Raw genomic sequence first — 6,002 nt, forward strand, 5'->3', positions numbered from 1 at the left:
TAAAAGAAAAGGTAATAGAAATCATCATTGATAAATTAGGCGTTGAAGAGTCTGAAGTTACTCCAGAAGCTAGCTTTACTAATGATTTGGGTGCAGATTCGTTAGATACTGTTGAGCTTATCATGGAATTTGAGAAGGAATTCAATGTTTCTATTCCAGACGACCAGGCAGAAAACATTGCTACAGTAGGTGAAGCAGTGAAATACCTGGAAGAGAATGTAAAATAAGAAAAAACTAGATTTACTTAAGCTCCTTTTATGCTAAAAAGAGTTGTAGTTACGGGTTTAGGCGCACTTACACCTATTGGAAATACTGCCAAAGAATATTGGGAAGGATTATCTAATGGAGTAAGTGGAGCCGCACCCATTACAAAGTTCGATACTGAGAATTTCAAGACGAAATTTGCATGTGAGGTCAAGGATTTTAATCCATTAGACCATTTGGATCGGAAAGAAGCGAGAAAAATGGATCTTTTTTCTCAATATGCAATGGTTGCTGTTGACGAAGCTTTTAAAAATTCACAACTCAACCTGGAAACCATTAATCATGATCGTGCCGGAGTAATTTGGGGATCAGGGATTGGTGGGCTTAAATCCTTCCAGGATGAAGTCTCCGACTTTTCCTCTGGTAATGGAATACCTCGCTTTAATCCATTTTTTATCCCAAAAATGATTGCTGACATTGGCAGCTGGTCATATTTCGATTAAATATGGATTTAGGGGTCCTAACTTTGCCACGGTGTCTGCCTGTGCTTCTTCCACCAATGCCATTATTGACGCTACTGCCTATATTCAATTAGGTAAAGCAGATATCATAATGACAGGAGGATCTGAGGCTGCAGTGACCGAAGCGGGAATTGGAGGGTTTAATGCTTTAAAAGCTTTGTCCACAAGGAATGATGCTCCCGAAACAGCCTCTAGACCATTTGACAAGGACCGAAATGGTTTTGTATTGGGAGAAGGTGCTGGGGCGCTTGTTCTTGAAGAATATGAACATGCCAAAGCAAGAGGAGCGCATATCTACGCTGAGATAATAGGCACCGGCATGTCTGCTGATGCTTTTCACATGACTGCTCCACATCCGGAAGGTTTAGGTGCTTACAATGTAATGAAAAATGCATTGGATGACGCCAAAATTAAACCTGAAGAAGTGGATTACATTAATGTTCATGGAACATCTACCCCACTGGGAGATGTTAGTGAAGTACAAGCTATTCAGAATCTTTTTGGTGAGAGCGCTTATGATCTAAACATTAGTTCTACCAAGTCGATGACGGGGCATTTATTAGGTGCTGCCGGAGCAATTGAAGCCATTGCTTCTATATTAGCTATGGAAAATGGAACAGTTCCTCCAACCATCAATCACTTTACAGATGATGAAAGTTTTGATCCTAAGCTGAATTTTACATTTAATAAAGCTCAGCAAAGAACAATTGAAGTTGCCATTAGTAATACCTTTGGTTTTGGTGGCCATAATGCTTCAGTTGTATTTAGAAAAATTTAAGAAAAAGTGTACAATTTTTTCAGAAGAATAACCGCTTTAAAACAAAGGCATTCTGAAAAAGATAAAAGGCTTATTACGGCAATTCAAACGATTGTGGGTAGTAAGCCTTTTAATTTGGCTCTTTACCAATTGGTGACCCAGCACACTTCCGTGGCTAAAGAGAGTGCCAAAGGAGTAAAAGAATCCAATGAACGCCTGGAATATTTAGGTGATGCCATTCTAGGCGCTGTAGTAGCCGAATATCTTTTCAAAAAATTCCCCTATAAGGATGAGGGTTTCCTAACAGAGATCCGCTCTCGGATTGTAAATAGAGAATCCTTAAATGGATTGGCCCGAAAAATTGGCTTAGACAAACTCATTGAAGTAGACATCAATCGAAAAAACGTCCTTTCCCATAAATCTATTCATGGAGATACCCTGGAGGCGCTGGTTGGTGCTGTCTATTTGGATAGGGGCTTTAAATTCTGTAAACGCTTTATACTGAGAAAATTGGTAGGTCCTCATTACAATATTAATGAGCTAATAAAAACTACCACTAATTACAAAAGTAAAATTATTGAGTGGGCCCAGAAAGAAAGTCATGAATTGCAATTTGAAATTCTTGAAGTCAAAAATAAAAAGCATTTCAAAGAATTTACAGCCCAGGTATTATTAGATGGTAGTCCTATCAGTAAAGGAACAGGTTTAAGTAAAAAGAAAGCGGAGCAAGCCGCTGCTCAAAAATCCTGTGATAAACTAAAAATCATTTAAGCATTTACCTATTTTTTTGTTTTAATTTTAAACAATCTTAGGAATAATTTGGTGGTGCCTCATAAGTTTAATAAAAACGCTCAAATATCAAGGCTTTTTATAGGCTTATAAGCTCCTAATTATTATTTCGAAATTTTCTAGCATTTTTGATCATGAAGGTGTTAAAGATTGCAGCCGCAACAGTCAACCAAACTCCTCTTAATTGGGAAGAGAACCAAAATAATTTACGGCAAGCCATAAAAAAAGCAAAGGAAGAAAAAGTAGATATCCTTTGTTTTCCTGAATTATGTATCACTGCTTACGGATGCGAAGATTTATTTTTAAGTGATTGGTTGCCCCAAAAAGCCCTTCAAACATTACTTGAAATCAAAGAAGAATGTCAAGGTATTGCCGTAAGTCTGGGACTTCCCTTCAGGTTTAAAAACAAACTTTACAATTGCAATTGCCTGATCTTTGACAGAGAAATTCAGGGTTTTACCGCAAAACAATATTTAGCCAATGAGGGAGTGCACTATGAACCCCGTTGGTTTACTCCATGGACCGCCCAGGAATCCACCACAGTCCAGATTAATGGAAACTCTTATCCTTTTGGGGATTTGATTTACGAAATTAAGGGTACTAAGGTAGCTTTTGAGATCTGTGAAGATGCCTGGAAAGGAAAAGAGGAAAGGCCAGCTTGCCACTTTCACCACAAAGAAGTTGAACTGATTTTAAATTCAAGTGCTAGTCATTTTGCCTTTGGTAAATCAGAACTCCGAGAAAAATTAGTCATAGATAGCTCTGAAGATTATCAGTGCACTTATGTTTTTGCCAATCTTTTAGGGAACGAGGCAGGAAGAATGGTCTATGATGGAGATTTGATCATTGCTCAAAATGGTCGACTAATAAGGCGTGATACAAGGTTATCCTTCCAGAATTTTCGTATAGTCTATGCCGACATTAACTTTTCTCAACCTGAAAAGACCATAGCAGCACCTGATCAAGATCCAAAAGACAAAAACACTGAGTTTGCTAAGGCTTCATCCTTGGCTTTATTCGATTATATGCGAAAGAGCCATAGCAAAGGTTTTGTACTTTCACTTAGTGGGGGCGCGGATTCTTCATGTTGTGCTGTGCTAGTAGCAGAAATGGTTCGAAGGGGAATAGAGGAATTAGGAATAGATAAGTTTCTGGAAAAATCAGGTATGACTGATTTGAAAAAATTCATTAAAGGTTCTTCAACAGAAAATGGTAATAAAAAGATTGTTTCAAAGTTTATAACCTGTGCCTATCAAGGGACAAAAAACTCTTCTTTCAATACCTTTAATGCTGCTAAAGAACTGGCTGATTCCCTAGGAGCCAGTTTTCATTCCTGGATTATTGATGAGGAAGTAAGTTCTTACACCCACAAAATTGAAAAAGCCATCGGAAGGGAATTAGAATGGACCACAGATGATCTCGCCCTTCAAAACATTCAGGCCAGAGCTCGGTCCCCCATTATTTGGATGCTTACCAACATCAAAAATGCCCTTTTGCTGACGACCTCCAATCGCAGTGAGGGAGACGTTGGCTATGCTACCATGGATGGAGACACCAGCGGAAGTATTGCCCCAATTGGAGCTGTGGACAAATATTTTGTACTGAATTGGTTACAGTGGGCAGAAAAAACACTTCATTACAAGGGACTAAAATTAGTAAACAATTTGCAACCAAGTGCAGAGCTTAGGCCTCTGGATAAAGAACAAACGGATGAGGATGATTTAATGCCTTATGCTATCCTTGTAGCCATTGAGAAACTGGCTATCAGAAAACACCGCTCCCCTATTGAAGTTTTTGAAACTTTAAATGCCCTTCAAATTGAACCAGAAGCTCTTTTAAAAGAACATATTAGCCGCTTTTATAAGCTTTGGTCCCGAAATCAATGGAAACGTGAGCGTTTTGCACCATCTTTTCATTTGGATGATTATAATGTAGACCCGAGAACCTGGTGTCGATTCCCCATTTTATCGGGAAGTTTTCAAGAGGAGTTGAAGGAACTCATGAATAATGAAGAATAGTAGTGAAAAAACACTTACTGTCTTTTTCCACTTTGACACTTTTTTCTTCTTTATTATTCTCTACTTCTTATTTAATTATATATTTTTAGGCGTCTAAATTCAAATTAGGAAGACCTTTAATTAATTATCTATTCGTAAATATTTTAGGAAATCCTAATTGGAATTAATTCCGTATAGCTTTTTATATTTAAATATAGGACATACAACAAATAACTTTTAAAAACCATTATATTTAATTGTATTACGAATGATAAAGCAAAAATCTGTTTTTTAGATTTATTGGCTTCTAGAAAATTGCAAGTTACCTTTTTCCCATTGCATTTTTACTTTCGTAATTTCTAACTCTTAATTCGTAATCACTTTTTTTAAGATGACACTTTTCAATTATATTTTATGGGATTTCAACCCTGATTTATTTACTATTCCAGGTTTGGATCATGCTGTTCGTTGGTACGGATTATTATTTGCCTTGGCTTTTTTATTTGGGCAACAAATCTTTTTTCACATATTTAAAAAAGAGGGACAACCTGAAAAGGATGTAGAAAAACTAACTGTTTACATGGTCCTGGCTACAGTCATTGGTGCCAGGTTAGGTCATGTATTATTTTATGAGCCCGAAAAATACCTACCCCATCCACTTGACATCTTCAAAATTTGGGAAGGTGGACTTGCCAGTCACGGTGCGGCAGCAGGAATTCTATTCGCTATCTATCTATACTGTAGAAAAAACAAGAAAAAAGGCCAAACCTATTTGTGGACTTTGGACAGAATTGTGATAATCGTAGCCCTTGCAGGGTTTTTTATCCGAATGGGAAATTTCATGAATTCTGAAATTCTTGGAAAACCAACGGATAGCAATTATGGCGTGGTATTTACAAGAAGTTCAGCCCAAGGTCTGGAGTACTTTAGCAGAGGAGCTATTGAAAGTGTAGAAGTAGAGGAAAACAAAGGACAAAAGAGTTCAAATCAAAAGAATGATTTAACAACATCTCCTCTTTCAACAGAAAAAAACCTTGTTCCACTTACGCTCAAAGCAACTTTTGCCGACCCTAAATATACTGAAAAGGACGTAAAAAATTATTTGGATGACAGAGTCAGCAATTGGTTTAAAGAAGAAAACTACATAACAGAAAATCTTACCATAGATCCAAATCAATCCTTGGAGTATTCTCTTTCCCGAAACAATCAAGGACAAATCGTAGCCAACCTCAAAGTTTATGGGATTGTTAGACATGCTGCCCAGTTATATGAATCCCTATCCTGTCTACTCTTATTCTTTATTTTATTCGCCGCATGGAACCGTAAAAGAAAAGATTTACCGCAAGGACTACTTCTTGGTATATTCCTAATTTACATCTTTGGTCTTAGATTTTTCTATGAATTTCTGAAAGAAAACCAGGTGGCCTTTGAAAACAACCTGCCTTTAAATATGGGGCAATGGCTTAGTATACCATTGGTAATTGCAGGAATCTTCCTTGTTTTAAGGGCGGTTAAAAAAGAGCCCGACATTAAATCCTGAAAATCAATTGAATAATAAAAGGCAGCTTTTCCAAGCTGCCTTTTATATAAAATTAAGGTACTGGATCATATCCGTTTCCACCCCAAGGATGACATCGTAATATCCGTTTAATGCCCAATAATCCCCCTTTTAAAACCCCGTGCTTCAAAATAGCCTCTTTAGTATATTGTGAACACGTTGGAGTGTATCGACAA

The 6,002-nt window shown here is 37.3% G+C and carries 5 protein-coding genes and 1 pseudogene; 5 read left to right on the plus strand and 1 reads right to left on the minus strand.

The annotated features are described in order from the left end of the window. The 5 genes and pseudogenes from E1171_RS09340 to E1171_RS09360 form a co-directional block, all read left to right on the plus strand. The coding region (locus E1171_RS09340) for an acyl carrier protein (RefSeq protein WP_155205739.1) at positions 1 to 227 on the plus strand (227 nt) is incomplete at its 5' end. Positions 228 to 257: 30 nt separating this feature from the next. Further along, a pseudogene (fabF, locus tag E1171_RS09345) lies at positions 258 to 1,503 on the plus strand (beta-ketoacyl-ACP synthase II). Between the two features lie 6 nt (positions 1,504 to 1,509). After that, positions 1,510 to 2,253: a ribonuclease III gene (gene rnc, locus E1171_RS09350; RefSeq protein WP_187696364.1), complete on the plus strand. Its 744-nt coding sequence runs from the start codon at positions 1,510 to 1,512 to the stop codon at positions 2,251 to 2,253. Between the two features lie 152 nt (positions 2,254 to 2,405). After that, complete coding sequence (nadE, locus tag E1171_RS09355) at positions 2,406 to 4,289, plus strand: NAD(+) synthase (RefSeq protein WP_155205740.1); 1,884 nt, start codon at positions 2,406 to 2,408, stop codon at positions 4,287 to 4,289. 370 nt (positions 4,290 to 4,659) lie between these two features. Beyond that, on the plus strand, positions 4,660 to 5,808 hold the full coding sequence (locus E1171_RS09360) for a prolipoprotein diacylglyceryl transferase (RefSeq protein WP_155205741.1): 1,149 nt from the start codon (positions 4,660 to 4,662) through the stop codon (positions 5,806 to 5,808). A gap of 52 nt (positions 5,809 to 5,860) precedes the next feature. Here the strand turns inward: E1171_RS09360 and yidD are convergent. Next, positions 5,861 to 6,002: membrane protein insertion efficiency factor YidD (yidD, locus tag E1171_RS09365; RefSeq protein WP_155205742.1), on the minus strand; the 142-nt coding region annotated here is incomplete at its 5' end.

It is taken from the genome of Xanthovirga aplysinae, from assembly GCF_009711365.1.
Taxonomy (GTDB): Bacteria; Bacteroidota; Bacteroidia; order Cytophagales; family Cyclobacteriaceae; genus Xanthovirga; species Xanthovirga aplysinae.